This is a genomic window from Pseudomonas sp. CAN1 (assembly GCF_030462585.1).
Classification (GTDB): Bacteria; Pseudomonadota; Gammaproteobacteria; order Pseudomonadales; family Pseudomonadaceae; genus Pseudomonas.
The window spans coordinates 38,080-63,334 of the sequence record NZ_JASMRU010000025.1; the positions used below are offsets into that span (position 1 = coordinate 38,080).

The 25,255-nt window shown below is 66.5% G+C and carries 23 protein-coding genes; 8 read left to right on the forward strand and 15 right to left on the reverse strand.

Features of this window, described 5'->3' with window-relative positions:
* Positions 1-172: 172 nt before the first annotated feature.
* From QO207_RS24460 to hppD, 3 genes are all read right to left on the reverse strand, one after another.
* A complete protein-coding gene (locus tag QO207_RS24460) occupies positions 173-550 on the reverse strand; it encodes an MliC family protein (protein ID WP_301534856.1) in 378 nt (125 codons plus the stop codon).
* A 117-nt stretch (positions 551-667) separates the two neighbouring features.
* Positions 668-1,312 carry a maleylacetoacetate isomerase gene (maiA, locus tag QO207_RS24465; RefSeq protein WP_301534857.1) on the reverse strand — a complete coding sequence of 215 codons (645 nt, stop codon included), beginning with the start codon at positions 1,310-1,312 and terminating at the stop codon, positions 668-670.
* Positions 1,313-1,364: 52 nt separating this feature from the next.
* Complete coding sequence (gene hppD, locus QO207_RS24470; RefSeq protein WP_301534858.1) at positions 1,365-2,447, reverse strand: 4-hydroxyphenylpyruvate dioxygenase; 1,083 nt, start codon at positions 2,445-2,447, stop codon at positions 1,365-1,367.
* A gap of 314 nt (positions 2,448-2,761) precedes the next feature.
* Between hppD and QO207_RS24475 the strand changes: the two genes are divergently transcribed.
* The 3 genes from QO207_RS24475 (at position 2,762) to QO207_RS24485 (ending at position 5,032) form a co-directional block, all read left to right on the forward strand.
* Positions 2,762-3,529, forward strand: a complete 768-nt coding sequence (locus tag QO207_RS24475) for a helix-turn-helix domain-containing protein (RefSeq protein WP_301534886.1) — start codon at positions 2,762-2,764, stop codon at positions 3,527-3,529.
* 320 nt (positions 3,530-3,849) lie between these two features.
* The gene (locus tag QO207_RS24480) at positions 3,850-4,011 is read left to right on the forward strand and encodes a DUF1427 family protein (RefSeq protein WP_301534859.1); all 162 of its coding nucleotides are present in this window, start codon (positions 3,850-3,852) and stop codon (positions 4,009-4,011) included.
* 64 nt (positions 4,012-4,075) lie between these two features.
* Positions 4,076-5,032 carry a zinc-binding alcohol dehydrogenase family protein gene (locus QO207_RS24485; protein WP_301534860.1) on the forward strand — a complete coding sequence of 319 codons (957 nt, stop codon included), beginning with the start codon at positions 4,076-4,078 and terminating at the stop codon, positions 5,030-5,032.
* A 241-nt stretch (positions 5,033-5,273) separates the two neighbouring features.
* On the opposite strand, the gene QO207_RS24490 is transcribed toward QO207_RS24485, so the two are convergent.
* Both QO207_RS24490 and QO207_RS24495 read right to left on the reverse strand, forming a co-directional pair.
* Entirely contained in the window at positions 5,274-6,068 is a 795-nt protein-coding gene (locus tag QO207_RS24490) for a TenA family transcriptional regulator (protein ID WP_301534861.1), read from the reverse strand.
* A gap of 76 nt (positions 6,069-6,144) precedes the next feature.
* A complete protein-coding gene (locus QO207_RS24495; protein WP_301534862.1) occupies positions 6,145-8,595 on the reverse strand; it encodes an EAL domain-containing protein in 2,451 nt (816 codons plus the stop codon).
* 358 nt (positions 8,596-8,953) lie between these two features.
* On the opposite strand from QO207_RS24495, the gene QO207_RS24500 reads away from it, so the two are divergent.
* The gene (locus tag QO207_RS24500; protein WP_301534863.1) at positions 8,954-9,817 is read left to right on the forward strand and encodes a cyclopropane-fatty-acyl-phospholipid synthase family protein; all 864 of its coding nucleotides are present in this window, start codon (positions 8,954-8,956) and stop codon (positions 9,815-9,817) included.
* Here the strand turns inward: QO207_RS24500 and QO207_RS24505 are convergent, their stop codons facing one another.
* The 5 genes from QO207_RS24505 to QO207_RS24525 form a co-directional block, all read right to left on the reverse strand.
* Positions 9,818-11,611, reverse strand: coding sequence for an ABC transporter ATP-binding protein (locus QO207_RS24505; protein WP_301534864.1), 1,794 nt, complete (start codon positions 11,609-11,611; stop codon positions 9,818-9,820).
* Entirely contained in the window at positions 11,604-12,206 is a 603-nt protein-coding gene (locus QO207_RS24510) for a DsbA family protein (protein WP_301534887.1), read from the reverse strand. Before QO207_RS24510 ends, QO207_RS24505 begins: the two co-directional genes overlap by 8 nt.
* Before the next feature lie 36 nt (positions 12,207-12,242).
* Positions 12,243-13,178, reverse strand: coding sequence for a rhodanese-related sulfurtransferase (locus QO207_RS24515; RefSeq protein ID WP_301534865.1), 936 nt, complete (start codon positions 13,176-13,178; stop codon positions 12,243-12,245).
* 192 nt (positions 13,179-13,370) lie between these two features.
* Complete coding sequence (locus tag QO207_RS24520; protein ID WP_301534866.1) at positions 13,371-13,679, reverse strand: BolA family transcriptional regulator; 309 nt, start codon at positions 13,677-13,679, stop codon at positions 13,371-13,373.
* A gap of 52 nt (positions 13,680-13,731) precedes the next feature.
* Positions 13,732-14,244, reverse strand: coding sequence for a DUF2059 domain-containing protein (locus tag QO207_RS24525; RefSeq protein ID WP_017517659.1), 513 nt, complete (start codon positions 14,242-14,244; stop codon positions 13,732-13,734).
* Between the two features lie 167 nt (positions 14,245-14,411).
* Here QO207_RS24525 and QO207_RS24530 point away from each other — a divergent pair, with 167 nt between their 5' ends.
* The 4 genes from QO207_RS24530 to aqpZ all read left to right on the forward strand — a co-directional run bounded on the left by QO207_RS24530 (position 14,412) and on the right by aqpZ (position 18,398).
* Positions 14,412-15,425, forward strand: a complete 1,014-nt coding sequence (locus QO207_RS24530) for a DUF2804 domain-containing protein (protein WP_301534867.1) — start codon at positions 14,412-14,414, stop codon at positions 15,423-15,425.
* Positions 15,426-15,545: 120 nt separating this feature from the next.
* Positions 15,546-16,940, forward strand: coding sequence for a class II fumarate hydratase (locus QO207_RS24535; RefSeq protein ID WP_301534868.1), 1,395 nt, complete (start codon positions 15,546-15,548; stop codon positions 16,938-16,940).
* The gene (locus QO207_RS24540) at positions 16,933-17,556 is read left to right on the forward strand and encodes an NAD(P)H-dependent oxidoreductase (protein ID WP_301534869.1); all 624 of its coding nucleotides are present in this window, start codon (positions 16,933-16,935) and stop codon (positions 17,554-17,556) included. Before QO207_RS24535 ends, QO207_RS24540 begins: the two co-directional genes overlap by 8 nt.
* Before the next feature lie 161 nt (positions 17,557-17,717).
* Complete coding sequence (aqpZ, locus tag QO207_RS24545; RefSeq protein WP_301534870.1) at positions 17,718-18,398, forward strand: aquaporin Z; 681 nt, start codon at positions 17,718-17,720, stop codon at positions 18,396-18,398.
* Positions 18,399-18,652: 254 nt separating this feature from the next.
* Here aqpZ and QO207_RS24550 read toward each other — a convergent pair whose 3' ends face one another.
* The 5 genes from QO207_RS24550 to QO207_RS24570 form a co-directional block, all read right to left on the reverse strand.
* Complete coding sequence (locus tag QO207_RS24550) at positions 18,653-21,145, reverse strand: TonB-dependent receptor (RefSeq protein WP_301534888.1); 2,493 nt, start codon at positions 21,143-21,145, stop codon at positions 18,653-18,655.
* Positions 21,146-21,792: 647 nt separating this feature from the next.
* Complete coding sequence (locus QO207_RS24555) at positions 21,793-22,743, reverse strand: FecR family protein (RefSeq protein ID WP_301534871.1); 951 nt, start codon at positions 22,741-22,743, stop codon at positions 21,793-21,795.
* A complete protein-coding gene (locus QO207_RS24560) occupies positions 22,740-23,261 on the reverse strand; it encodes a sigma-70 family RNA polymerase sigma factor (RefSeq protein ID WP_301534872.1) in 522 nt (173 codons plus the stop codon). The genes QO207_RS24555 and QO207_RS24560 overlap by 4 nt, the downstream gene beginning before the upstream one ends.
* Positions 23,262-23,450: 189 nt before the next feature.
* Positions 23,451-24,410 (reverse strand): DMT family transporter, encoded by a 960-nt coding sequence (locus QO207_RS24565; protein WP_301534873.1) that lies wholly within the window; start codon positions 24,408-24,410, stop codon positions 23,451-23,453.
* A gap of 93 nt (positions 24,411-24,503) precedes the next feature.
* Positions 24,504-24,923, reverse strand: coding sequence for an MAPEG family protein (locus tag QO207_RS24570; protein WP_301534874.1), 420 nt, complete (start codon positions 24,921-24,923; stop codon positions 24,504-24,506).
* Between the last annotated feature and the right edge of the window lie 332 nt (positions 24,924-25,255).

The following is a 25,255-nucleotide window of genomic DNA, read 5'->3' on the forward strand; positions in this document are numbered from 1 at the left end:
AGAGGGAGTCGCCACCGTAGGGCGCATAACCTGGAACAGGTTATCCGCCGGTGCCACGCGACGGATAACGCTGGCGCGTTATTCGCCCTACAAAAGCTCATCCGCCCATTGGCGCTGACATGAAAAAGCCCGGCATCTGCCGGGCTTTTTCATGCGGGTGCCACAAGACGAATCAGTTCTCCTTGCAAGCAACGCCGTCGGCGGGTTCACCGCCTTTCCAGTCCTTGTAAAGGGTCGCGTCTTCGCCCTTGGTCCACCACACGTACTGGCCCGCCGCATAGCGCGCGCCGGAGGCGGAGATGACGTTGGCGAAGACCAGGCTGGAGGCGTCGGTCACCGGCACCACGGCCAGGCTGTTGTCGCCCTTGTTCAGGTACTGCACGCTGATCTTGCGGCCGTCCTCGCACTTGTACGAGACGCTGCGCGAATCCAGCTTGGCGTCGCCGGGCAGGACCAGCGCGTCGACCTGGGGTGCTTTCTTTTCTTCGCCGCCGCAGGCGACGAGGAGGACCGGCACGGCGGCCGCGAGCAGCCAAAGTGCTTTTTTCATGAGTATCCCTCTGACGAAAAATGGCCCGGTCACTCTAGGAAAGCTCGGGCCGCGCGGTCAATCGCGGGCGGCCCGCCTCAAAGTCGGGCAGTGGCGCTGTGATCTCGACTGGCAATTTCACTGGGCGTCAGGCTGCACCTCCGGGGCGGCCTGCTGGAAGGCTTCGAGGGATTCGCAGCGCCCGGCGATGGCGAGCAGGCGCGGGCAAACGGAGAGGTCGCAGTCGAAGCGGCGGGCGTTGTACAGCTGGGGAATCAGGCAGGCCTCGAAGTAGCCGGGGCGCTCGCCCAGGGAGAGCGGACCGGTCCAGTGGGCGACACCCTCCTCCACCGCGCGCAGGCCGGTCTCGACCCAGTGGCGAATCCAGGCGTTTTTCGCCTCGTCTACCACCGCCAGCGGGCCGCTTAGGTACTGCAGCACGCGCAGGTTGTTCAACGGATGGATGTCGCAGGCGATGTGCAGGGACAGCGCGCGAACCTGCGCCCGTTGCAGCGCATCGCGCGGCAGCAGCAGACCGGGTTGCGGATGGGTTTCGTCGAGGTACTCGAGGATGGCCAGGGACTGGGCGATGCGCGCGTCACCGTCCACCAGCAGCGGCACCAGCTCCTGCGGGTTGAGCGCCTGGTAGTCGGCTGCGTGCTGCTGGCCGCCGTCCTTCACCAGGTGCACCGGTACCTGGCGGTAGGCCAGGCCCTTGAGGCCGAGGGCGATGCGCACGCGGTAGGCGGCACTGGAGCGCCAGTAGGAATACAAGGTGAGCATGGCGGTTCTCCACGGGCGGCCGCGCAAGCTGCGCGGCCACCCGGCAAGCGCGTTACTGGTCGGAGATCACGCCACGGCGAATCTGGTCTTCCTCGATGGATTCGAACAGGGCCTTGAAGTTGCCCTCGCCGAAGCCCTGGTTGCCCTTGCGCTGGATGATCTCGAAGAAGATCGGGCCGATCACCGTGTTGGTGAAGATCTGCAGCAGGATGCCATCGTCACCCGGCGCACCGTCGATGAGGATGCTCAGCTCGCGCAGTTGCTCCAGTGGCTCGCCGTGGCCGGCGACGCGGGTGTCGACCTTGGCGTAATAGGTATCCGGGGTGCTCATGAAGTCCACGCCATTAGCGCGCAGCTGGCGCACGGTGGCGTAGATGTCCTCGGTGGTCAGGGCAATGTGCTGGATGCCTTCGCCGTGGTACTCGCGGATGAATTCCTCGATCTGCGACTTGTCGTCCGCCGACTCGTTGATCGGGATGCGGATCTTGCCGCAGGGCGCGGTCATGGCGCGGGACAGCAGGCCGGTGAGCTTGCCTTCGATGTCGAAGTAGCGGATCTCGCGGAAGTTGGCGATGCGCTCGTAGAAGCCGGACCAGACGTCCATCTGGCCGCGCTTGACGTTGTGGGTCAGGTGGTCGATGCACAGCAGGCCGACAGCGTTGTCGTTGGCGGTGCGGCCTTCGATGAACTCGAAGTCGACGTCATAGATGCTCTTGTCGCCATAACGGTCGACGAGATACAGCAGCGAGCCGCCGATGCCTTCGACGCAAGGGATGTTCAGCTCGCCGAAGTTGGCGTGGCTGCCCACCAGCTTCGCGCCCTGGGATTCGACGTAAGCGGCGGCCTGCGCGGCGTTCTTCACCCGGAAGGCCATGGCGCAGGCGCTCGGGCCGTGCTTCTTGGCGAACTCGTGGACGTGGCCGGTGGGGCTGCCGTTGAGCACGATGTTGATGTCGTTCTGCTGGAACAGGAAGACTTCCTTGGAACGGTGCTTTGCGGTCTCGGTGAAGCCCATGCCGGTGAACAGCTGGCGCAGTTGCTGGATGCCCTGGGCGTCAGGGGCGGTGAATTCGACGAACTCGAAGCCGTCGGTGCCGATGGGGTTGTGTTGTTCGATCTTGGTCACGGCGTTCATCCGGCCTCCTCGTTGTCGTTATCGGCTGGCTCGGCGCGAGGCCGTCCAGGCGTCTGGAATGCCTTCATCACAACCGCCGCGGGCCTTGGGAACAAGCCGGGTACGGGGTGCTCGCCGCCTGATTGCGCAATGAGCCCGGCAAGAAATCCTTACACCGGCCAAAGCCCCATGCGGCATGCCGCCGCACCGTAAAGAAATCGTGACAAGGTGGTGCGCCAGCCTGCCAGTGCGAGTGCCACGCTCTCGTCAGCGCGCCGTGCGGCGGCTACCATGCGGCCCATATCCCCTGCCCGAATCGGACTTTGGCCCGCACTATGGCCCGCGCCGCTCCCCCTGATTTCGAAGCCACTCCGGCGACCCTGCGTGCCCTGGCCCGCAGCTACCCGCGCGGTCTGCACATCGAACCGCACTCCCACGACTGGGGGCAGGTGCTCTATGCCATGTCCGGGGTGATGTGGCTGGAGACGCCTTCCGAAGCGCTGCTGGTGCCGCCCAACCGCGCCGTCTGGCTGCCGCCGCAGGTGCCCCACGGCATCCGCGTGGTCAGCGAGCTGCAGATGCGCAACATCTACCTGCGGCCAGGGACGGCGGATGCCCTTGGTGAGCGGGTGCAGGCGTTCGAAGTGGCTGGGCTGCTGCGCGAGCTGATCGTCAGGCTGGTGGAGCACGAGCGCGAACCCGACACCGATTACTACCAGGCGCTGTCGCAACTGGCCGTGCTGGAGTTGCAGCGCGCGCGCAGCCTGCTGTTGCGCGTGCCACTGCCGGACGACTCCGACCGCCGCCTGCTGAACCTGTGCCTGGCGGTGATGGCCGAGCCGAGCCAGGAGATTTCCTTCGAGCAGCACGCCGCCGACGCCGGGGCCAGCGTGCGTACCCTGGCCCGCCTGTTCCAGCGCAGCCTGGGCATGGGCTTCGCCCAGTGGCGCCGGCAGGTGCAGTTGGCCACGGCGGTGGCGCAGCTCAACGAAGGCATGGCGGTGAGCCAGATCGCCCATGGGTTGGGGTATCAGCCGGGGAGCTTCAGCGAGATGTTCCGCCGCGAACTGGGGGTGGTGCCTTCGGAGTATTGCGCCAGGTGACGGTCGGCGGTGGGAGGTTCGCGAGCGAGCTCGCTCCTACGAAGAGCCCGCGCCCCCACCTGTAGGAGCGGACCTTGTCCGCGAAGTCTTTCCGGCGGAAACGGTGTGCACAGGGTATTTCTCCAGGCATCGCCTGCCGGCGATTCGCGGAGAAGCTCCGCTCCTACAGGCGGCACTGCCTGTCGGCACCTGAGACAGTCATCCAATACTCCCCACCACATCTGTCCGATATTCCGAAGCCTATGACCGGCGGCGCCCCGGCGCGGCTCCTAGACTGGCCCCATTCCCGCCAGCCGCCGGAACAATCTGCGGAGGACAAGATGAACTACCTGATTTCCCTGGCCATCGGCATCACCGTCGGCCTCGCCTACTACTTCCTCGATTTCCGCTCGCCGGCGCCGCCGTTGGTGGCGCTGGTCGGCCTGCTCGGCATGCAGATCGGCGAGAACGCCCTGCCGCTGCTCAGTCGCTGGTTGCACTGATTGCTCTCCTCCCTGATTGCCCTCTTCCTTGATTGCCCTCTCCCTTGAGAACAGGACCCGTGCCATGAAAGCCCTGCAATTTGACCGCACCGGCGACCTCGCCGCCCTGAGCTTCACCGAGATCGCCGACCCGGTTGCGGCCGCCGATGAAGTGCTGGTGGAAATCCACGCCGCCGGCCTGAACCCCAGCGACGTGAAGAACGTCCTCGGCCGCTTCCCCTACACCACCCTGCCCCGCGTGCCCGGTCGCGATTTCGCCGGTACCGTGGTGAAAGGTCCGGCCGAGCTGCTGGGCAAATCCGTCTGGGGCACCGGCCGCGGCCTGGGCTTCAGCCGCGACGGTAGCCACGCGCAACTGATGAGCGTGCCGCTTGGTGGCGTGGCGCTGATGCCCGAGCGCATGAGCTTCGCTCAGGCCGCCAGCTGTGGCGTGCCCTTCACCACCGCCTGGGACGCTCTGGAGCGCAGCCAGGTCGGCGCCGGCACCCGCCTGCTGGTGATCGGTTCCGGCGCCGTCGGCGCGGCGGCCATCTCCCTGGCCAAGGCCCGTGGCGCACAGGTGCTAGGTGCGGTACGTCGCGCCGAGTCGCAGGCCGAGCTGCAGGCCCAGGGCGTGCCGAGCATCCTGCTGGGTTCGGCGGAGACCCTGGCGGCGCAGGTGGAGGAACACTTCCCCGGCGGCGCCGAGGTGATCTTCGATACCACCGGTTTCTGGTTGCCGGCGGCGGTCGCGGCGCTGGCCACCTTCGGTCGCATCGCCATCATCGCCGCGCCAGTGGACGGCCACGTGCAATTGCCAGCCCTGGCCTTGTATCGCCGTGGCGGCTCGGTGGTGGGGGTGAATTCGCTGCTCTACGACACGGTGGCCTGCGCCGCGATGCTGCGCCAGTTCGGCCAGTGGTTCGACGATGGGCGCCTGCCGCTGCCCGGCGGCCTGCGCGAAGTGCCGCTGAGCGAGGGTGTGCAGCGGTACCACGAGGTCAACGAGGGGAGCAGCGAGAAGATCATTCTCGTGCCTTGAGGCGGATCACCGAGCGCTGGAAGAGCCCCCTCACCCCAGCCCTCTCCCGAGGGAGAGGGGGCCGTCCGGCGTCGGCCGGTGAAGACATCGTCTTCCTGAAAGTATGAATCGAGCGGCCCGGCGAGCGCCGAAGTGAGCTAGCGCACTGAACGGCTCCCTCTCCCTTCGGAGCGGGGCGCGCAGCCAGGGTTGGGGAGAGGGCAATCCCCGCGCCGATACACCCGCAATACCTCGACCAGCCCTACCCCGCCGCCTTCATCGAAGAAGTAGCCCTGCGCGCCCCGCCCTGCGCCTGCTCCAGCGCCATACAGTGGTCGAGGAACATGCGCATGTAGCCGTAGCTCTTGCAGATCGCCTCGCGCAGCGCCAGGCAGCGCGGCATGGCGAGCTGCGTGCCGCAGAGGGTGCAGATGATCTCCAGGGCTTCCCAGGGGTGATCGTCGTCGTAGCGGGCGTGCATCTTCAGCCAGCGCATGGCGTCCTTGCGGGCACCGGCCGGCAGCGTGCGTTCGTAGGTGTCGGTGGAGCAGACCAGCGCCGACCAGTCCCCGGTGGCGCCCTCGATGGCATAGTTGGTCGCCGCCATCGCCAGCGCCAGCTCCTCGGTGGCGCAGCTGTGCCAGCACCAATGGCCCAGCGCATGCAGCTCGGCGGGCACCAGCTGGGCCTTGAGCTCGGCCAGGGTCACACCATACGCCTCGGCCCAGCGCACCCAGTAGTCGGCGTGGTTGAGTTCGACGCGGATATTGCGCATCAGCCAGCGCCGCGCCATGTCTTCGCCGGGGCTGCGGCCGAAGCGCGTCTTGAGCAGGTTGTGGGACATGTACAGGGGGAACTGCTCGACTACCTGCCAGCCGCCGATGAGGAAGGCGCGCATGGTCTGGCGGCTCAGTTGGCCGTCGCGCATTCGCCCGTAGAGGGGATGCCCGACCACTGCCAGGCGGCTGGTTTCACACTCCTGCACCAGGCGTTGCGCCCAGTGCGGGTAACTGGAAAGTTCCTTGAGCGGCCCACTGCGAACAAAGGTGTCGTTCATCCAAGGCTCCGTTGCTGATCGTTCCATGCAAGCACCGGTAAATCTGGCCTCAGGTTAGACCCGTCTGGCCCCGTCGTCACCGTCCGGAGGTTGTGTTCGACTCAACGGTCACCCGCGCCGCCGTGCGCAGGAAGTTCCGGTTGAACGGCTGCGGCCGCGCCAGGCCGTAGCCCTGGGCGTAGTCGATGCCGATCTCGCGCAGCACTTCGAGGATTTCCTGGGTCTCGACGAACTCTGCCACGGTGCGCTTGCCCATCACATGGCCGATCTGGTTGATCACCTGGACCATGGCGCGGTCGATGGGGTCTTCGAGCATGTCCTTGATGAAGCTGCCGTCGATCTTCAGGTAGTCCACCGGCAGGTGCTTGAGGTAGACGAAGGAGGACATGCCAGCGCAGAAGTCGTCCAGCGAGAAGCGGTAGCCCAGCGCCTTGAGTTCCTGGATGAAGCGCGTGGCGTTGACCAGGTTTGCGATGGCGCTGGTCTCGGTGATTTCGAAGCACACGCTGGACGGCTCGATGCCATAGCGCGGCTGCACTTCGCGGAGGAAGTCGAGGAAAGTGTCGTCACCGATGGTGGCGCCGGAGAGGTTGATGGCGCAGGTGTGAATCGGTTCGTATCCGCCATCGGCGATGCGCATGGCCAGGGTCTCGAAGGCGTGGCTGACCACCCAGCGGTCGATGTCCGGCATCAGCCCGTAGCGCTCAGCGGCGGGGATGAAGTTGATCGGCGCCACCAGCCGCCCGCACTCGTCGTTCAGGCGCAGCAGCAGTTCGACGTGGGCGCCTTCCATGACACGGTCGTCGACCGGGAAGATCGACTGTGCGTAGAGGCAGAAACGCTGCTCCTCCAGGGCCAGGCGGATGCGCTGGACCCAGGCCATCTCGCCGACCCGGTTGGACAGTTCGGTGTCGTCCGGGCGGAACACCTGGGCGCGGTTGCGGCCTTTTTCCTTGGCCATGTAGCAGGCCATGTCGGCGCAGCGCAGGGCCTCCTCCACCGACACCAGCAGCGCCGAGATATGCACCACGCCGATGCTCACCGTGATGTTGAAGCCGCGGCCTTCCCACATGAAGTGCAGCGCCTGCACGGTCAGGCGGATGCGCTCGGCGATCTGCACGGCCAGGTCCGGCGGGCAGTTTTCCAGGAGGATGCCGAATTCGTCGCCACCGAGGCGCGCCAGGGTGTCGCCTTCGCGCAGGCACTGCTGCAGCACGGAGCAGACCTGGCGCAGCAGTTCGTCGCCGGCGGCGTGGCCGCAGGTGTCGTTGACCAGCTTGAACTGGTCGAGGTCCAGGTACATCAGCGAGTGCTGGCCGTGGGTATCCGCCGAGCTTTCCAGCGCATGCTTGAGGCGGTATTCGAACTCGCGGCGGTTGGTCAGGCCGGTGAGCGCGTCGTGGGTCGCCTGCCAGGACAAGCTGGCCATGTACTGGCGCTCGCGGGTCATGTCGTGGAGCACCAGCACCACGCCGGCAACCCGCCCTTCGGCGTGGATCGGCGTGGCCACCAGGGTCACCGCCACGCTGGTGCCATCCAGGCGCTGGATCAGCTTGCTGGTTTCGCTGCCGCCCTCCACGTCGCCACGGAGGATCTGCCCCACCAGCGGCAGGCCTTCCTCCTGCGAGCTCTCGTCGAGCACCCGCAGCAGCGAGCGCAACGGCAGGCCGACGGCCATGGAGTTGTCCCAGCCGATCATGCGTTCGGCGGCCGGGTTGAAGTAGGCGATGCACTCGTATTCGTCGAGGGTGACCACGCCGTCGCCGATGGCCGCCAGGGTGGTCTGTGCGCGCTCCTTCTCGGTGTCCAGGGCGCTTTCGAAGGCGCGCTGCTGGCGCAGCAGCTTGCGCGTGCGCCAGACCGCCAGGAGGATCAGCGACAGGCCGATCAGCCCGTTGGCCACCAGCAGCACCCACATGAGCATCCGCGAGCCCTGCCCGAGGGCGGCGGAGAAGGCCATGGCCGCCGGGGTGACGCCATCGTTGATGGCCTGGATGCGGCTGTCCCAGTAGCTCACGTCGCCGGCGCTGACGTCGTTGGCGCGAATCTTCGCGTGCATCTCGTCGCCCAGCTGCTCCAGCTGGTCGAGGTAGGCGTCGCCGACTATCCACTTCTTCACCGCCTCGTCGAAGTAGCTGTATTCATGGAAGTAGCGATACAGCCAGATCAGCGCGCCGACGTCGTCGGGATGGTTACCGCCCTGCAGGGCGCCGACGCGGGCCAGCTCCAGGTCGGGAACGTCGAGGTCGAGGGCGGCGCGGAAGGTGCGATCGCCCTGGGGAATGGCCATGGCGGTGCGATAGCGTTCGTAGTCCGCCGAGTCGCGGCTCTGGCTGTAGATCTGCAGGTAGTGAATGGCGTCCTTCTGGCCCTTGGACCAGAGGCTTTCGCCGCCGACATAAGCGCGCACGCCGGACAGGATGTAGAGGCTGCCGCCGCCGATCAGCGCCTGCAGCAGCACCACGACCATGAACGGCCAGACCAGTTTCAGCAGGCGCGTGGTACGCCGGGTCGGCAACAGTCCCATAGCATCCATAACCAGTATCGAAATCCTTCTATTTGTCCCTGGCAGTCGTTCCACGGAGGGGACTTCATCTGTCAGGCCGCCCCTTCTTAACTTCTAGCCGATCGCTGGAAATCCTCAAACTGCCGAGCATGACGCTTGGTCGGCTGGCGCTCCGCCGTCCGGCGGAAAAATGCTGGCGAAACGCCGCACCGCCTTTCGTCGGCATCCCCCTCGCCCCCTGCATCGCCGGCGATTAGTGGCCTTGCGACAGCAAGGGCCATGTGCCATACCTGAGGACGTCGTGCAAATTGCAATCGAACAAGAATCAGACCGAACAACGCCGCACTGCCGGCGAATTCGGCCATTCAGGTAAACGGCCATGGATGATCGTCCTCCACAGAATCCGCAATCCATCAGCGAAGCCATCGAGCAGCTCGAACGGCAATTGCAACGGCTCAAGGAGGGGGACGACAGCCCGCCTGCGCCGGAAGCGCCGCGCGTGCTGCCCTTTCCCCGACGACGCGATCGGCCCATGGGTGAAGGCGCCGGCAATGCAGTACTGATGGATTACCTCTACGGTATCGACAGCACCCTGCGCTCGCTACTGCCTGACGGCCCCACCGACCAGCTGTTCCGCTACGCCAGTTCCGCGCCGGCTTCGCGGGCGCTGCGCTCGCGGCGCCAGTTGCTCGCCCGCGAGATCGACCGCAGCTGCGAGATGCTCAGCGGCCACGCGCGCATCCTCTGCCTGGGCAGCGGCCACCTGCGCGAGGCCGAACTGGCGCGCTCGCTGCGCCACGGCCATTACCGCGACTTCATCGCCCTCGATGCCCAGGAGCAATCCCTGCGCACGGTGGAGTCGTGCTACGCGGCGATGGGCATCCGCACCGAGCTGTGCAGCCTGGACGAACTGTTCTACGGCCGCCCCGACCTCTGCCATTTCGACTTGATCTATTCCGCCGGCCTGTTCGAAGTGCTGGACGATCACGACGCCCGCGACCTGACCCGCAACCTGTTCGCCCGCCTGCTGCCAGGCGGGCGCCTGCTGATGGGCAACTTCCTGCCCAACGTGCCGGAGATCAGCTACCTCGAAGGCCTGCTCGACTGGCGCCCGCACTACCGCAGCGACGCGGCGCTGCTCGACCTGCTGCTGGGGATTCCCTACAACGACATCGGCGGCGCGCGGGTCTTCCACGACCTGGGGGATTGCGTGGGCTTCCTCGAAGTCACCCGCTACGGCTGATCAGCCCTGCTGCAGGTGGCCGTAGAGGCGCGCGTAGAGACCGCCTTCGGCGATCAGCTGCTGGTGGTCGCCGTCCTCGGCGATGCGCCCGCCGTCGAACACCAGCACGCGGTCGGCCTGTTTCACCGCGGACAAGCGGTGGGCGATGATCAGCGTGGTGCGGCCTTCGAGGAAGCGCTCCAGGGCCTGATGCAGGGCGTATTCGGTGGCGGCGTCAAGCGCCGAAGTGGCCTCGTCGAGGATCACCACCTTGGGTTCGGCGAGCACCATGCGCGCTATCGCCAGGCGCTGCCGCTGGCCACCGGAGAGGCGCACGCCGGAGCGCCCGACCACGCTGTCCAGCCCCTGCGGTAGTGCGCGGATGGTGTCCGCCAGCTGCGCCACTTCCAGGGCGCGCCAGCAGGCTTCGTCAGCGCGCTCGCGGCCCATGGTCAGGTTGGCGCGCACCGTATCGTTGAACAGCGCCGGATGCTGCAGCACCACGGCGACATGCTCGCGCACGCAGTCCAGGCCAATTTCCTCCAGCGCCGCGCCGCCATAACGGATGCTGCCGGACTGCGGCTGGTAGAGGCCCAGCAGCAGCTGCACCAGGGTGCTCTTGCCGCCGCCGCTGGCACCGACAATGGCGACCTTCTCGCCGGGGGCGATGTCCAGGTCGAGGTCGTCCAGCACGCGCTCATCACGGTAGGCGAAGCTCAGGCCGCGCACCTGGATACCGACGCTGGTGTGCCCGGCGAACGGATCGCGGCGGTGCTCGTAATGCGGCTCGTCGGCACGCGCCAGCAGCTCGTTGATACGGGTCAGCGCACCACCGGCGGCGTAGTAGGCGTATTGCAGGCTGAGCAGTTGTTCCACCGGGCCGATCATGAACCACAGGTAGCTGAACACCGCGAGCATCTGGCCAATGGACAGGTCGGAGAACAGCACGGTGAGCATGGCCGCGGCGCGGAACAGGTCGATACCGAACTGGAACAGCAGGCCGCTGGCACGCCCGGCAGCGTCGCTCTTCCACTGCGAGGCGACGGCGTAATCGCGAACTTCGCGAGCGCGCACTCCGAGGCGGCCGAGGAAGAAACCCTGGCGGTTGCCGGCACGCACTTCCTGGATGGCTTCGAGGGTTTCCGTCAGCGCCTGGGTGAAGCGCGAGGTGCTGTCGTTCTCCAGCTTCTTCAGGTGCTTCACGCGTTTGCCCAGCTGCACCGTGGCGAAGATCACCAGCGGGTTGAACAGCAGGATCAGCAGTGCCAGTTTCCAGTGCATCCAGATCAGGATGCCGGCGGTGCCGCAGAGGGTCAGCAGCGCCACCAGGAAGCGGCTCAAGGTGTCGCCGACGAACTTGTCGAGCGTGTCGAGATCGGTCACCAGGTGCGCGCTGACCGAGCCGCCGCCGAGGGTTTCGTACTCGCCCAGGGCGATGCGCTTCAGGCGTTCGATCAGGCGCAGGCGGATGCGGTACACCACGTCCTTGGACAGCCGCGCGAACAGCTTGGCCTGCAGCACATTGAACACCAGCGCGCAGCTGCGCAGCACCAGGGTCACCAGCAGCATCAGGCCGATGTAGCCGATGGGCTTGTGCAGGCCTTCAGGCAGCCAGTGGTTCATCACTTGCAGCGCCGCGTCGCCCTTGCCCAGCAGCACTTCGTCCACCAGCAGCGGCAGCAGCAGTGGGATCGGCACGCTGCAGGCGGTGGCCAGCACGGCGACCAGGTTGGCGAGGAGCAGGGCCTTGCGGTGGCGGAAGGCGAGCCGGCGAATCTCCGCCCAGCTCAGGCGGTCTGCGGCCAGCTCAGGCATGCCGCCCGCGCTCCAGCCAGCGCTCCAGCAGCGGGGCGAGTTCGCCCAGCGGCTGGTAACCGTTGGTCAGCAGGGCCAGTTGGCCGTCACGCTCGGCCAGCAGCGTGGGGAAGCCGGCGATGCCCAGGTCGCGGGCCCAGGAAAAGTCGGCCAGGGTCGCTGTCTGGTTGTCCTGGCTGTCGAAAGCTTCGGCGAACTCGATGCGCGGCAGGCCGACACGTTCGGCCAGTTCGCTGAGCACGCTGGCCTGGGTAACGTCGCGGCCTTCGGCGTAGAAGGCGCGCTGGATTTCGCTCACCAGAGCCCAGGCGCAGTCCTCATCCAGGCGACGCGCGGTGACCACCGCGCGGCAGGCCGGCTCGGTGTCGTAGACGAAGCCGTCAGGCAGGGCATCCTCGAAGCGGAACGGCTGGCCGGTGGCTTCATGCACCGCATGCCAGTGTTCGAGGATGTAGCGCTTGGTGGTCGGCTCCAGCGCGGCGCCCTGCCCCGTGCGCAGCCCGCCCATTACCAGCGCCAGCGGCACGCCCGCGGCGCGCGCCTGCTCTACCAGCTGCCCGGCGACCGGGGCGAAGCCCCAGCACCAGGAGCACATCGGGTCCATCACGTAGAGCAGGCGGCTGGTCATGGATCAGTTCTCCGCGCGGGGATCACGGCCAATGGGGTGCGGCTGGTTGCGCTGGCGCGCCAGTTCGATCTGTTTCTGCCGCTCGCGGGCGCTGGCGCGGGTCTTCTCCGACAGCGTGTCCCAGCAGTTCGGGCAGCTGATGCCCGGCGCGTAGTGCTCGGAAGCGCGATCCTCGACCGAGATCGGGTTGCGGCAGGCATGGCACTGATCGTAATCGCCCTCGGTCAGGTCATGGCGCACGGTCACGCGGTTGTCGAAGACGAAGCAGTCGCCGCGCCAGAGGGTTTCGGCCTCGGGCACTTGCTCCAGGTACTTGAGAATGCCGCCCTTGAGATGGAAGACCTCTTCGAAGCCTTCATTGAGCATGTAGCTCGAAGCCTTCTCGCAGCGGATGCCGCCGGTGCAGAACATCGCGACCTTCTTGTGCTTGGCCGGGTCGTAGTGCTCGCGGATGTAGTCGGGGAATTCGCGGAACGACCTGGTCTTCGGGTCGATGGCGCCCTCGAAGGTGCCGATGGCCACTTCGTAGTCGTTGCGGGTGTCGATCAGCAGCACTTCCGGGTCGGAGATCAGCGCGTTCCAGTCCTCGGGTTCGACGTAGGTGCCGACCTTGGCGTTCGGGTCCACGCCCGGTACGCCGAGGGTGACGATTTCCTTCTTCAGCTTGACCTTGGTGCGGTAGAACGGCTGCTCGTCGCAGTAGGACTCCTTGTGGTCGACATCGGCCAGGCGCGCATCGCTGCGCAGCCAGGCCAGCAGGCCGTCGATGCCGGCGCGGGTGCCGGAGACGGTGCCGTTGATGCCTTCCTCGGCGAGCAGCAGGGTACCCTTCACGCCGTTGTCCAGCAGGGTCTGCAGCAGCGGTTCGCGCAGGGCGACGTAGTCGAGCAGGGAGACGAACTTGTACAACGCCGCGACGACGATTCTTTCGGTGGTCATGCATCACTCCAGTGGTCGCCCGCGTAAAGGGCGGACCGGGCTTCTTTGGAAACGAAAGTTTGGAAAAGAAAGCTGATCGACAGCTGAAAATGACAGCGCCGGCCAAAGGCCGGCGCTGGGAGTCGCATTCTACACGGAACGGGACCAGGCCCGCACGCGCTTGGTCAGCTCGCCGATCAGTGCATCAGGCTCTCAATGCAGATCATGCTTGCTGCCACCGCGGCAGGTCGGCGAATCCGGTGCCGCGCCCTGCTGCGCCCACTCCTCGGGGGTGTAGGTATGCATGGCCAGGGCGTGGAACTGGCTCATCAGATCGCCGAGCGCGCCGTAGACCTTCTGATGCCGCTTCACCGCATTCAACCCGGCGAACACCGGGCTGACGATCACGGCCTTGTAGTGCGTTTCCTGTCCGCGGCTGTGCATGTGGCTCTCGTCGAGCACCTCGAGGTGTTGCGGTTCGAGGGCGCCCAGGGCGGATTGGATACGGTCACGCATGCTCATGTCGGGTCTCGCTGGCAGTCAGTACGGTTCAGGCAATGATACCGCGTCTGGATCAGGGCTTCTTGGCCGGAGCGGCCGGGGCCTTCACGCCCAGTTCCTTGTCCATGTCGGCCATCAGCTTGTTCACCGGCTCCACCGCGGTCTGCAGTTTGGCCTGGGTCAGCTGGGCGGATTCGGCGGTCAGGCGCGGCATCTTTTCCAGCACCTTGCGACCCAGCGGAGAAGCGTAGAAGTCGTTCAGTTGCTTGAGCTCGGATTCGCTGAAGTTGCTGGTGTAGAGCTTGACCAGTTCAGGCTTGAGCTTGTCCCAACCCACAGCGCGATCCAGTTCGGCATTGGCCTTGGCCTGGTAGCGGTCGAGCACGGCCTTCTTGCTGTCGGGCGCCTTCGCCTGGGCGAAACGCTGGGCGAGCATCTGCTGGACTTGCGCATAGACCGGCACGGTCAGCTTGTCGGCATGGACCTGCTTGAGGAATTTCTCCGCCTCGGCATTGGCGTCGGCCAGAGCCACGGAGCTGAAGCCGACCAGAAGAGCGGCAGTGCAGAGGGAACGAAGAACGGTCATGGGGCAGTCCTGTGAGTCTGAAGGGTGTCCGGGTGGGACCCGCCATTCTGCGCCTAAGTTCGGAAATCGCTCAAGAGAATGCCAATTGCCGGGCAAGTGACGCGCTTCTCTTGTCGGACAGTTCCTGAAACGGCATGCTGCGGCGCGTTGCCACATGGATGTGTCCGATGAACAGCCTCTCCCACCCGCCGACGCCCGTCGCCGCGCCGCCCCTGTGCGATGCGCGCGGCCGCCTGAACGCCGCGGCCGTGGGCTGGTCCTCCCGCCCGCAGACGCTCTGCCGGCTCTCCGGCAACGCCGGCCGGCGCAAGCGCTGGAACCACTGGTGCATCAACGCGCCGGGCTGGATGCTGTCGATCACCATCGCCGACCTCGACTACCTGGGCTACGGCGCCGTGTACTTCCTCGACCTGGAAACCGGACAGTCGGTGCACCGCACCCAGTTCAGCCCCTTCGGCCTGGGCTGCCAGCTGCCGGACATGCCGAACCAGAGCCATCGCTTCGACCACGGCCAACTGAGCCTGGGCTTCGACGAGCAGCCCGGCCAGCTGCGCATCACCGCCTGCGCGCCGAACCTGGGCGGCCAGCCGCTGAACCTGTCGCTGGAGGTGCAGCGCCCGGCGCACCTGGAATCGGTCAACCTGGTGGTGCCCATGACCGGCAAGTGCTTCCACGCCTGCAGCCGGCAGATGGGCCTGCCGATCAGCGGTAGCCTCACCCTTGGCCGCAAGACCTACCGCTGCACCGAAGGCCAGAGCTTCGCCGCGCTGGATTTCGGTCGCGGCGTCTGGCCATTCAATACCCAATGGACCCGCGCCGCCTTCGCCGCGCCCGGCGGCATCGCCGGCAACTTCGGCGCCGGCTGGACGGAAAACAGCCACCTGAGCGAGAACGCCCTGTGGTTCGGCGGCGAACTGCAGCCGCTGGACGGCCCTGTGGATATCCGCCAGGTGCCGCACGATCCGCTGTCGCCCTGGCAGCTACGCTGTGCCGACGAGCGCGTCGACCTCACCTTCACCCCGCGCAAGCTGCATCGAGCCCATCCGCGCCTGGGCCCGCTGTTCGCCGAGACCAGCCAGTGGTTCGGCCGCTTCGACGGCTCGCTGCGCAGCGCCGAGGGCGACCTGGTGCCGGTCAGCGGTGCGCTCGGCTGGGTCGGCGCCACGCACGCCAGGTGGTGATCGCCCGCGGGTGACCTGAGGCACAGCGAAACCGCTCTATCACGGCCATTGAGCCAGAGTGGAACCCGGAAGCTTCGTAGCGGCCTAAACTGGCCGAGACCCTTTTCCGGAGACAGCACCATGAGCCGCACCGAAACCGACAGCCTCGGTCCCATCGAGGTCCCCGAGGACGCTTACTGGGGCGCCCAGACCCAGCGCTCGCTGGAGAATTTCGCCATCGGCGGGCAGCGCATGCCGCTGGCCGTGGTGCATGCCCTGGCGCTGATCAAGAAGGCCGCCGCGCGGGTCAACGCGCAGTTGGGTGAGCTGCCGGAGAACATCACCAGCCTGATCGAGGAAGCCGCCGACGAAGTGCTGGCGGGCGAGCACGACGAGCAGTTCCCGCTGGTGGTCTGGCAGACCGGCAGCGGCACCCAGAGCAACATGAACGTCAACGAGGTGATCGCCGGGCGCGCCAACGAGATCGCCGGCAACGGCCGCGGCGGCAAGAAGCCGGTGCACCCCAACGACCACGTGAACCGCGCGCAGAGCTCCAACGACAGCTTCCCCACGGCCATGCACATCGCCGCCGCGCAGGCCGTGCAGAACGACCTGCTGCCGGCCATCGCCGAGCTCTCCGGCGGCCTCGCCCAGCAGGCCGCGCGTCACGCCAACCTGGTGAAAACCGGGCGCACCCACCTGATGGACGCCACGCCCGTCACCTTCGGCCAGGAGCTTTCCGCCTTCGTCGCCCAGCTCGACTACGCCGAGCGTGCCCTACGCGCGGCGCTGCCGGCGGTCTACGAACTGGCCCAGGGCGGCACCGCCGTCGGCACCGGGCTGAATGCGCCGAAGGAGTTCGCCGAGGCCATCGCCGCCGAGCTGGCCGACCTCTCCGGCCTGCCCTTCGTCTCCGCACCGAACAAGTTCGCCGCCCTCGCCGGCCACGAGCCGCTGGTGACCCTGGCCGGCGCCATGAAGACCCTCGCCGTGGCGCTGATGAAGATCGCCAACGACCTGCGCCTGCTCGGTTCAGGCCCGCGCGCGGGCTTCGCCGAAGTGAAGCTGCCAGCCAACGAGCCGGGCTCCTCGATCATGCCCGGCAAGGTCAACCCGACCCAGTGCGAGGCGCTATCGATGCTCGCCTGCCAGGTGTTCGGCAACGACGCCGCCATCACCTTCGCCGCCAGCCAGGGCCACCTGCAGCTCAACGTCTACAAGCCGGTGATCATCCACAACCTGCTGAAGTCCGCGCGCCTGCTGGCCGACGGCTGCCGCAACTTCAACACCCACTGCATCGCCGGCATGGAGCCGGACGCAGCGAAGATGCGCGAGCACCTCGACCGCGGCCTGATGCTGGTGACCGCGCTGAACCCGCACATCGGCTACGACAAGGCCGCCGAGATCGCCAAGAAGGCCTACGCCGAGGGCAAGACCCTGCGCGAAGCCGCGCTGGAACTGGGCTACCTGACCGATGCCGAGTTCGACCAGTGGGTGCGCCCGGAAACCATGCTGGAGGCCGGGCAGAATGGTTGAACCGACCCGCTCCGGCGCCACCCCGATCGAGGGCGACGGCAAGCGCGTACTGCTGGTGCTGGGCTCGCCCAAACCCGGCGGTTTCTGCCATGCGCTGGCCGAGTCATACGCCCAGGGCGCCCGTGCCAAGGGCCACGTGGTGCACACGCTGAAACTCGGCGAGCTGAACTTCGACCCGGTGTTGCGCGGCGGTTACGAACAGAGCCAGAGCCTGGAGCCGGATGTGCTCGACGCCCAGCGGCAGATCCACTGGGCGCAGCACCTGGTGTTCGTCTACCCGATCTGGTGGGGCGGCCTGCCGGCGCTGCTGCAGGGCTTCTTCGACCGCGTGCTGCAGCCCGGCTTCGCCTTCCGCTACCGCTCGGTGGAATCCCGCGAGTTCGAACCGCTGCTGGGCGGGCGCAGCGCCGACCTGCTGGTCAGCCACGACCAGACCCACTGGCACTACCGCCTGCGCCAGGGCGCCCCGGCCCATCGGCAGATGACCCGCTGCATCCTCGCGCCCTGCGGCATCGCCCTGCACCACCTGGAGGAATTCAGCCCGGTGCGCGGCTCCGGCGAGGAGCAGCGCCAGGGCTGGCTGCGCCGGGCGGAGCAGCTCGGCACGCAAGTTTGAAAACAGGCTGGATAGCGCCCTAGGCGCTGCCCAGCCTGGTTTCGACACCCGTTCAGAAGGCAGCCCCAATATCTTGGGAAATCACCTACGCCGCATCCACTCTCGATTTTCCTAGCATGCCCTCGCCCCGATCCGGGGTTCCTCTCGCCTCTGGAGGCAGCATGCTTCGCAAACTCTCCGCCGAAATGATCGGCACGTTCTGGCTGGTGTTCGGTGGTTGCGGCAGCGCCATCTTCGCCGCCCACGCCATTGGCGTACTGGGTGTTGCCCTGGCCTTCGGCCTGACCGTGGTGACCATGGCCTATGCCATCGGCCCGATCTCCGGTTGCCACCTGAACCCGGCCGTAAGTCTCGGCCTTTGGGCTGGTGGCCGCTTCCGCACCGCTGAGCTGGTGCCGTACATCATTGCCCAGTGCATCGGCGGCGTGCTCGCCGGCGGCGCCCTGTACCTGATCGCCTCCGGCAAGGCCGGCTTCGACCCGCTGGCCGGCTTCGCCGCCAACGGTTATGCCGAAGGCTCGCCGAGCGGCTACAGCCTGCAGTCCGCGCTGATGATCGAAGTGCTGCTGACCGCGTTCTTCCTGTTCGTGATCATGGGCGCCACCGACCAGAAGGCTCCGGCAGGCTTCGCCCCGCTGGCCATCGGCCTGACCCTGGCGCTGATCCACCTGATCAGCATCCCGGTCACCAACACCTCGGTGAACCCGGCACGTAGCCTGGGTGTGGCTATCTTCGCCGATCCGCTGTTCATGAAGCAGCTGTGGCTGTTCTGGGTTGCCCCGCTGGCGGGCGGCGTGATCGGTGCGCTGGTCTATCGCCTGGTTCGTCCGTCCAACGACTGAGCCATGTGGTGAAAAGAAAACGGGCGCCTTCGGGCGCCCGTTTTCGTTGGTGCTTGGCCCTTCCTTTTGTGGGCCGCCCAGCTCCAGTGTCGTAGGGCGAATAACGCTTCAAGCGTTATCCGCCGCTGGCCGTTTCTCCCCTGCGCCACGGCGGATAAAGCGTTCCGCTTTATCCGCCCTACCAGAGCAGGTCGGTGCGTGCCGTAGCGCGAATAACGCCTCGGGCGTTATCCGCCGTTGGCGCCGGCGTCGGATCAGAAGTACTGAGTCAGGCTGAACTTGGCGTTGCGGCCCTGGCTGTAGACGCTGTCGCCGGCCAGCGCCGGGTGGTAGTCGCGGTTGAACAGGTTGTCGACGGTGAAGTTCAGCTCGGTGTTCTCCAGGCCCAGGCGCCGCGGTTTCCAGCTGGCGAACACACGGTGGGTGTCGTAGCTGTCGTTGACCGTCTGGTCCCAGAACACGTCGCCGACGCTGGTGCCCATGCCGCCGGAATACTTGTCGCTGGGCAGGCGGTCGGTCTTGCGGACGAACTCACCCTGCCAGCCGATCTGCGCATCCCAGGACGGGATCTTGGTGCCCAGGGTGGCGACCCACTTGGCCGGCGGCACGTCGCGCGCCCACACGTTCGGGCCCCAGGGGTTGCTGTAGGCGCCGTCGTGCTTGCCGGTCACCCACGAGTAGGACAGCCCACCGAACAGCCACGGGCTGTCATAGAAGCTCTCGACCTCGAAGCCCTTGTAGGTCACGCCGGGCATGTTGCGGTAGTTGGACAGCGGCAGGTAGTCGCCGCAGCTGCCGGAGATGGTGCCGTTGTCGATGGCCTGCTGCTCGCAGGCAACGCTGCGGGTGCGGAAGATTTCGTCCTTGATCTTGTTCTGGAACAGCGTGGTGCGCACCTGCAGGTTGTCGCCGTTGATGAACAGGTCCGGCAGGTTGACCAGCGAGCCGAAGCGCAGCGCGTGGATGCGCTCGGGGTCCAGGTCACGGCTGGTTGCGCTGACCGTGCTGCTGTTCTGCACCTCGTACATCTCGTCGATCACCGGCGCGCGCCAGGTGCGGCTGTAGTCGGCGAAGAAGCCCAGGCGCTCGGTGGCGGTCCAGAACAGCGACAGGCGCGGCGACCAGCCGCTGTAGGTCTGCGAGCTGTAGTCGTGGCCTTGGGCGGCGTTGTTGTAGAGCGGCGCGTCGTTGTCCTTGCCCTGGTTGCGCACGTGGTCGAAGCGCAGTGACGGGGTGATGGTCACGCTACCCAGGGTCAGCGCGTCCTGGATGTAGGCGCTGTTGGTGTTCTGCTTGCCGCTGGGCATGAAGGTCGGCTGGAAGTGGCCGTAGTTGTAGCGCGCGGTGTCGTAGGTGGAACCGGGGATGTACATGTCGGTGGTGCGGGTGTGGCGGTGGAACTGCGTGCCGATGGTGAACGCATGCTGCACCGGGCCGGTGGCGAACAGGCTGGTGTTGCGCAGCTCCAGCACCTTGTCCTTGTAGTCGGTGTCCATCTTGCGGCCGCCGGTGGAGACCTGGAAGAAGGCGTCCGGGTTGCGCTCGTCGGTCTGGTCGATATGCGACTCGGAGTACTGCACCATCAGGTCGATCAGCGGGTTGTCGATCGGGTGGTATTCGTACTTGCCCGACCACGTGGTGTCGGTGGTGTCGCGGTGCGCCAGCAGGCGCTTGAGCGCGGCCTCGTAGCCGTAGCGGTCGATGCTCGACTGGGTCGGCGGCGTCGGGTAGGAGGCCGAGGAGAAAGGCGTCCAGCGCGTACTGTGGGAGCGGCTGTAGGCCAGGCTGATGTCGTTGTCGAGGTTGGGGTGCAGGTTCAGCTTGAACAGCCCGGCGTCCAGGTCCTGGGCGCTGTTGGGCAGGCGGCTGGGGTTGATCGGGTAGTTGTTGTTCGGGTCGGGAATGTGCCCGGCAAGCTTGATGTCGCGGCCGTCGCGGGCGGTGAGGAAGGCCAGGGCATCGACCTTGCGGTCCTCGGTGCGGCCATACACGGCGCCGCTGTAGATCTTCTGCTGGTCGTTGGAGTGGTAGCCGTACTTGAGCATGGCGCCGACGTTCTGGTCATCGCGCAGCATGTCCGGGGCGTCCTTGGTCTCCATGTGCACGGTGCCGCCGAAGCCGCCGTTGCCGTTGTAGACCGAATGCGGGCCCTTCTCCACTTCGATGCGCTTGATCAGCTCCGGCTCGATGAACACGGTGCCCTGCTGGTAGCGCTCGAAGCCGCTCTTGGGTGCGCCGTCGAGGGTAAAGGGCACGTCCTCGGCATCGCCCAGGCCCCAGATGTTGACGGTCTGCCCGCCCGGCTTGGGCGAGCCACCCATGGTCACGCCGGGCAGGGTCTGCAGCAGGCTGGGAATGTTGTCGGCCTGGATCCGCTCGATGTCCTTGCGGGTCAGGGTCGAACGGCCGACGTTGCTGGAATCCACCGACAGGCCGCTGCCGACGATGGTCTGCGAGTCCAGCTCGATGGCGTTGTCGCTGAACTTGTCGACCTTGCCCGAGCGCCGCACGACGAAGCCGTCGCCCGCCTCCACCAGCTCCAGCGACGAGCCCTTGAGCAGATGTTCCAGCGCTTCACGCACGCTGTAGCGGCCGTTCACCGCGGGCGCCTTGAGGCCGTCCAGCTGGGCGGCGTCGTAGAGCACCTGTACGCCGGCCTGCTGCGACAGGCTGCCGATGGATTCGCTGAGCGACTGCGCCGGCAGGTCGACCTGCCAGTCGGCGGCGCGGCTGTACTCGGCCATCATCAGGCTGCCGAGCAGCACGGCACAGCCCAGCGGGCGCGCGAACGGGAAGTTGAAACGAGACTGCATGCAAGGCCCTCCCCAGGGTCGAAAAGCGCTGCGCGTTTCGCAGCGAATGACGGGGAAGACCCTCATTCGAGAAAAACCCACACCTGCAAATAAAAATATTTCTCAAAAATAATCGAAGCTGTGCCGTTGTCGTTTTTGTAGGAGCGGGCTCCGTCCGCGATGTGCAACCGGCCAGCTCGGAGCTGCCGGGAATCAATCGCGGACGAAGTCCGCTCCTACGTGAGGTCCTGTACGAGAGCCAGCTCTCTCTCTGCAAGAAGAGGAGACCGCGCGGCGCAAATTGAGGCCAATGCGGGCTTTCGTAGGAGCGAGCTTGCTCGCGAACGGGCTCCCCGGCAGCAGCGGAGCTGGGCGGGTTCGCGAGCAAGCTCGCTCCTACAAGAGACGCTGCCAGCCGGCCCCTTTGCGGCGGATAACGCTGGCGGGTTATCCGCCCTGTGTAGTTTCTTGTAGGAGCGGACTCCGTCCGCGCTGTGCAGCCGGCCAGCTCGGAGCCGCCGGAAATCGATCGCGGACGAAGTCCGCTCCTACGTAATGGGCCAGCGCCGGGGAAACCTGTAGGCGCGCATGGCGCGCTCGAATCAGCGCGGCAGGATGACCGCGCTGCCGTCGGCCTTGCGCTGCACGCGCACGTCCAGCAGCACCGGCAGGGCGGCGAGGAAGTCGTCCGGGCGGGCCAGGCGTACGTTGCCGGAGATGGGCTTCTGCGCCAGGCGCTCGTCACCCAGGCGAATCGGCGCGGCGCGGTATTGCGACAGCTCGTCCACCAGTGCGCCCAGCGGCTGGTTGTGGAAGGCGAGCATGCCGTCGCGCCAGGCAGCGATGGCAGCGACCGGTACGCGGTCGAGCTGCGCCTCCCCTGCCCCGCTGGGCAAACGGGCGCGGTCGCCGGCGGTCAGCGTCTGCTCGCCCGGTGCCGCGAGCTGCGCCTGCAACACCACCTTGCCGTGACGCACGGCGACGGTCAGGTCATCGCCCTCGCGGTGCACGTCAAAGCCGGTGCCAAGCACCCGCACCCGACTGTCGCCGGCGGTCACGCGGAAGGGCCGGTTGGCATCGTGGGTCACTTCGAAATAGGCTTCGCCACGGAGCAACTGCACATCGCGGAAACCCTCTGAGTAATCCACCCGCAACGCCGAATCCGCCGCCAGGAAAACCCGCGTGCCATCCACCAGCGTCACCTCGCGTTGCTCGCCCGGCGCGGTGGCTTGCACCTGCTGCGGATCGGCCAGACGGCCGCCGCTGAAATCATTGGCCAGCAGCAAGGCCGCGCAGAACACGCTGGCCGCGGCGAGCCCGCGCCAGGGCAGGCTGGAACGGCGGCGCGGCGCGAGGACGGGCCGGCGCACCTGGTCGAAATCGCTCCACAGCTGCTCGATCTCGCGGTAGGCGGAAGCGTGGGCCGGGTCTTCCGCCAGCCAGTCGGCGAAGGCCTGGCGCTCGCGGGCGTCACAGGCGCCCGAGCGCTGGCGGCTGAACCACTTGGCGGCCAGTTCGTCGATCACCTGCTGGCGTTCCTCATGTGGCGTCATGCTTCGCCCTCTCCCTGAACGTGCCGCTTGCAGTGCAACAGCGCACTGGCGACGTGCTTCTCCACCATGCTCAGTGAAATCCCCATGCGCTGCGCCACCTCGGGCTGCGACAGGCCGTCGAACTTGTGCAGGACGAAGGCCTCGCGGCGCCGTGGCGGCAGGCTGTCGAGAGCCTGGGAAAGCTGCCGAAGGTAACGTTGTCGCTCGAACTGCACCACGGGTTCGCCCCCTTCGGCGGCCGGTTGCTGGTCAGTATCCGTGGCCTCTTGCGGCTCGCTGGCGAAGCGCCGCGAGCGCTGCCAGTGGTCGCGCAGCAGGTTGCGCGCGACCTGGAACAGGAAGGCGCGCGGCTGCTCCACCTCATGCCTGGAGGAGGACTTGAGCCACTGGGCAAAAGCATCCTGGGCGAGGTCTGCGGCGTCCGCCGAGCTGCCCAGTTGCTTGCGCAAAAAGCGCAGCAGTTCGCCGTGGAAGGAGCGATAGGCCTGGGACACCGAACGGGAAAAGCGCTCATCCATCGACGCACGCCTCCCGGCGTCGCCGCCCTGCCCCGCACTTGCCCGCTACCACGTCGCCCCCAGAACCGGGGCGCTTGGCCACCGGCAACTATCGAATTGCACAAATGATAATACATATCATTTGCGAAATTGAAGCCGAATGAACGCGATGGCTAGCAAAAGGCCGCCTCGCGGCGGCCATTCAGGGATTCAGACGTTGGCGATGCGCGCCCTTCGCGCCCGGTAACTGCGCAGCAGCGAAGGCGCGAGCGCGGTGAGCGCCGAGCCGCTGACCACCAGCAACGCGCCGAGGTAGGCCAGGCCGTTGAGTTCTTCAGGCAGCACGAACTCCGGCCACAGCGAGGCGGCCAGGGCCACCGAGGCAAAGGTCACCAACGGCGTGATTGCCAGGGTCGCGCTGACCCGCGAAGCCTCCCAGTGCGCCAGCGCCTCAGCGAAGGCGCCGTAGGCCACCAGGGTATTCAGGCAACAAGCTAGCAGCAGCCAACCCTGCAGCGGTGACAGGTCCAGCGCCTCCAGCGGATGCGCCCAGGGCGTGAGCAGCGCGCCGCAGCCCAGGTAGATCACCATCATCACCTGCACCGAGGTCCACTGGGTCAGCAACTGCTTCTGCGCCAGGCCGTAGAAGGTCCAGATGAAGGCGGCGAAGACCACGATGAGCACGCCGGTGGTGTACTCGCCGAGGGAGCCGAACAGCTCGGCCAGGCGCTGGTTGAAGAACAGCCCGAAGCCGAAGATCAGCACCGCGAGGCCGAGCGCCTGGCCGATGCTGAAGCTTTCCTTGAAGACGAACAGGCTGCCCAGCAGCAGGAGGATCGGTGCGATCTGGATCACCAGTTGCGTGGTGCCCGGCGTGAGCAGGCGCAGGCCGACCAGGTAGCAGACGTAGTTGCCGGTCAGGCCGAGGATGGCCACCAGCACCAGCCCCTTGCCACGTTTGCCCAGCGGCGCGAAGCGCGGCAGCTGGCGGCTGAAGCCCAGGTAGATGAGCAGCAAACCACCGGATACCACCAGGCGAAACCAGGTGACGGTGATCGGGTCCATGACCTTCAGGACTTCCTTGAGCTTGATTGGCAGGATGCCCCAGAGGACGGCGGTGACCAGGGCCAGGAACAGGCCGAACTGCCAGCGGCCGGATGAAACGTGCATGAGTGCCTCGACGCGTATGCGGTCCGCCATGCTAAGTCATGGCGGTATCGCCCCATAGGAACAGTTGCGCTGTGCAACTGTTCCGGTCGCTGGTCAGATCAGGGTCGAGAGGCGCAGCAACCACCAGATCAGGATGATCAGCTGGATGAAGAACGCCGCGAAGCGCACCCACACCGCCAGCGCCGAGGTGCTGAGCAGGTGCACCACCGACTGGACGATGCGCGCCACCAGAAGGGCCGGCGCCAGCGGGTCGGTGATCACCGTCTGCTGGGTGACCATGGCGTAGAGCAGCACGGCGCAGAACAGCGGCAAGTTCTCCACGCAGTTTGCGTGGGCGCGCACCAGGCGCTGGCCGAAGGTGCCGGGGGTGTTGCTGCCGTCGGCGGCGAAGACGTTGACTCTCATGCGGCCGGACATCACCAGCAGCCCGCGCTGGTTGACCAGCAGCAGGACCAGCAGCACGGTCCAGGCGACCAGGCCGAGCAGGGCGAAGGCAGAGGGACTCAGGGACATGCGGGACTCCTTTCTCTTGTTGGTTTGAGCGGAGTCTAGGGGAAGTAGAGCAATTGCTCTAGCCGTATGAAGGTGGGGCATTCGTAGGAGCGGACTCCGTCCGCGATGTGCCACCGACCAGCTCGGTGCTGCCGGAAATCGATCGCGGACGGAGTCCGCTCCTACCTGGATGATCCTGTGCCGGCCAGAGGGTTAGGGTGAGGGGCGATCCAAGCGCAGAGCTATCCGGTAGGAGCGGACCTTGTCCGCGAAATCCTTCGCGGCGGAATGCGTTGCCACAGGGCACACATCAGTGCTGCGCTCACTCGATGGGCATTCAACCGGCAATGCCA

Coding starts and splice junctions, on each gene's coding strand:
- QO207_RS24460 (WP_301534856.1), bottom strand. CDS start 550: ATGAAAAAAGCACTTTGGCTGCTCGCGGCCGCCGTGCCGGTCCTCCTC.
- maiA (WP_301534857.1), bottom strand. CDS start 1,312: ATGCTCACCTTGTATTCCTACTGGCGCTCCAGTGCCGCCTACCGCGTG.
- hppD (WP_301534858.1), bottom strand. CDS start 2,447: ATGAACGCCGTGACCAAGATCGAACAACACAACCCCATCGGCACCGAC.
- QO207_RS24475 (WP_301534886.1), top strand. CDS start 2,762: ATGGCCCGCGCCGCTCCCCCTGATTTCGAAGCCACTCCGGCGACCCTG.
- QO207_RS24480 (WP_301534859.1), top strand. CDS start 3,850: ATGAACTACCTGATTTCCCTGGCCATCGGCATCACCGTCGGCCTCGCC.
- QO207_RS24485 (WP_301534860.1), top strand. CDS start 4,076: ATGAAAGCCCTGCAATTTGACCGCACCGGCGACCTCGCCGCCCTGAGC.
- QO207_RS24490 (WP_301534861.1), bottom strand. CDS start 6,068: ATGAACGACACCTTTGTTCGCAGTGGGCCGCTCAAGGAACTTTCCAGT.
- QO207_RS24495 (WP_301534862.1), bottom strand. CDS start 8,595: ATGGGACTGTTGCCGACCCGGCGTACCACGCGCCTGCTGAAACTGGTC.
- QO207_RS24500 (WP_301534863.1), top strand. CDS start 8,954: ATGGATGATCGTCCTCCACAGAATCCGCAATCCATCAGCGAAGCCATC.
- QO207_RS24505 (WP_301534864.1), bottom strand. CDS start 11,611: ATGCCTGAGCTGGCCGCAGACCGCCTGAGCTGGGCGGAGATTCGCCGG.
- QO207_RS24510 (WP_301534887.1), bottom strand. CDS start 12,206: ATGTGCTCCTGGTGCTGGGGCTTCGCCCCGGTCGCCGGGCAGCTGGTA.
- QO207_RS24515 (WP_301534865.1), bottom strand. CDS start 13,178: ATGACCACCGAAAGAATCGTCGTCGCGGCGTTGTACAAGTTCGTCTCC.
- QO207_RS24520 (WP_301534866.1), bottom strand. CDS start 13,679: ATGAGCATGCGTGACCGTATCCAATCCGCCCTGGGCGCCCTCGAACCG.
- QO207_RS24525 (WP_017517659.1), bottom strand. CDS start 14,244: ATGACCGTTCTTCGTTCCCTCTGCACTGCCGCTCTTCTGGTCGGCTTC.
- QO207_RS24530 (WP_301534867.1), top strand. CDS start 14,412: ATGAACAGCCTCTCCCACCCGCCGACGCCCGTCGCCGCGCCGCCCCTG.
- QO207_RS24535 (WP_301534868.1), top strand. CDS start 15,546: ATGAGCCGCACCGAAACCGACAGCCTCGGTCCCATCGAGGTCCCCGAG.
- QO207_RS24540 (WP_301534869.1), top strand. CDS start 16,933: ATGGTTGAACCGACCCGCTCCGGCGCCACCCCGATCGAGGGCGACGGC.
- aqpZ (WP_301534870.1), top strand. CDS start 17,718: ATGCTTCGCAAACTCTCCGCCGAAATGATCGGCACGTTCTGGCTGGTG.
- QO207_RS24550 (WP_301534888.1), bottom strand. CDS start 21,145: ATGATGGCCGAGTACAGCCGCGCCGCCGACTGGCAGGTCGACCTGCCG.
- QO207_RS24555 (WP_301534871.1), bottom strand. CDS start 22,743: ATGACGCCACATGAGGAACGCCAGCAGGTGATCGACGAACTGGCCGCC.
- QO207_RS24560 (WP_301534872.1), bottom strand. CDS start 23,261: ATGGATGAGCGCTTTTCCCGTTCGGTGTCCCAGGCCTATCGCTCCTTC.
- QO207_RS24565 (WP_301534873.1), bottom strand. CDS start 24,410: ATGCACGTTTCATCCGGCCGCTGGCAGTTCGGCCTGTTCCTGGCCCTG.
- QO207_RS24570 (WP_301534874.1), bottom strand. CDS start 24,923: ATGTCCCTGAGTCCCTCTGCCTTCGCCCTGCTCGGCCTGGTCGCCTGG.